The following is an 864-nucleotide window of genomic DNA, read 5'->3' as shown; positions in this document are numbered from 1 at the left end:
AAGGTGGCCGTGTGGACGTCGATCTGCTGCACGGTGCTCGCCGTCGGGTTCGTCGTGGTGGACCTCGGCCAGCCGGCCCGCCTGTGGGAGCTGTTCGCCTACTCGAACCTCGGCTCGCCGCTCATGTGGGACATCCTCGTGCTGGGCGCGTACCTGGTGCTGTCGATCGCCTACCTCTGGGCGACGCTGCGCGCCGAGGCCGGCAAGGTGTCGCAGGCCGCGCTGCGCGTGATCAGCGTGGTGGCCCTCGTGTGCGCCGTCCTCGTGCACTCGGTGACCGCCTGGATCTTCGGGCTGCAGCAGGCCCACGAGCTCTGGCACACGGCGCTTCTGGCCCCGTGGTTCGTGTCCTCCGCGCTCGTGTGCGGCGTGGCGCTCGTGCTGGTCGTCGTCATCGCGCTTCGCAAGGCCGGCTACCTGGAGCTCGACCAGGCCAACGTCGTCAAGCTCGCCAAGATGCTGGGCGCCTTCGTGCTCGTCGACCTGTACTTCTTCGGCTGCGACCTCTTGACCTCCGCCTTCCCGGGCGGCTCGGGCGCCGAGGTCGCGAGCATGCTCACGACCGGCCCGCTCGCCCCGTTCTTCTGGACCGAGGTCGTCGGCTGCGCGCTCTGCGCCGTCGTGTGCTTCGCGCCGAGGCTGCGCACGAGCCCGCTGATCGTCGTCGCGTCGCTCTTGGCCATCGTCGGCATCTTCTGCAAGCGCGTGCAGCTGCTCGTGGGCGGCTTCCAGATCCCGAGCATCGACTACGCCGGCCCCATGACGCAGTACACCGTGACGGACGCCTCCGGCACCATGGCGAGCGCCTACCAGGGCATGGTGTACTTCCCGACGCCGCTCGAGTTCGGCGTGGCGCTCGGCGTG

Annotated in this window: 1 protein-coding gene; it reads left to right on the top strand. The window is 69.7% G+C overall.

Annotated elements, in window-relative coordinates; genetic code table 11:
- Positions 1-9: 9 nt before the first annotated feature.
- A partial coding sequence (gene nrfD / locus H8S61_RS17230; protein ID WP_366458690.1) for an NrfD/PsrC family molybdoenzyme membrane anchor subunit occupies positions 10-864 on the top strand: 855 nt, incomplete at its 3' end.

This window comes from Eggerthella hominis, assembly GCF_014287365.1.
GTDB lineage: Bacteria > Actinomycetota > Coriobacteriia > Coriobacteriales > Eggerthellaceae > Eggerthella > Eggerthella guodeyinii.
Note: the sequence above shows the minus strand (reverse complement) of the source record. Positions and strands in the feature narration are given on the sequence as shown.